The 300-nt window shown below is 70.0% G+C and carries 1 protein-coding gene; it reads left to right on the top strand.

The features are described from left to right. Positions 1 to 300: TrmH family RNA methyltransferase (locus tag NE591_RS14425; RefSeq protein WP_256157004.1), on the top strand; the 300-nt coding region annotated here is incomplete at both ends.

Here is a 300-nt window from a genome sequence, read left to right on the forward strand (position 1 = left end):
CACGAACTACACCAACATCGGGGCCATCTTCCGCAGCGCCGCCGCCCTCGGCATCGATGCGGTGCTGCTCACGCCGGCCTGCCATGACCCGCTGTTTCGCCGTGCGTCGCGCGTTTCCATGGGTACGGTGTTCCAAGTGCCCTGGGCCCGCATCGGCAGCGCGCGCGATTGGGCGTGCGAGGGCGTGGCGCGCCTGCGCGACGCCGGCTTTATCACAGCCGCCCTGGCCCTGGCCGACGACGCGCTTTCCATCGCCGATACGCGCCTGAAGGCGACCGACAAGCTGGCCCTCGTACTGGG

Origin of the sequence: Adlercreutzia sp. DFI.6.23, assembly GCF_024462535.1 — a bacterium.
Taxonomy (GTDB): Bacteria; Actinomycetota; Coriobacteriia; order Coriobacteriales; family Eggerthellaceae; genus Adlercreutzia; species Adlercreutzia rubneri.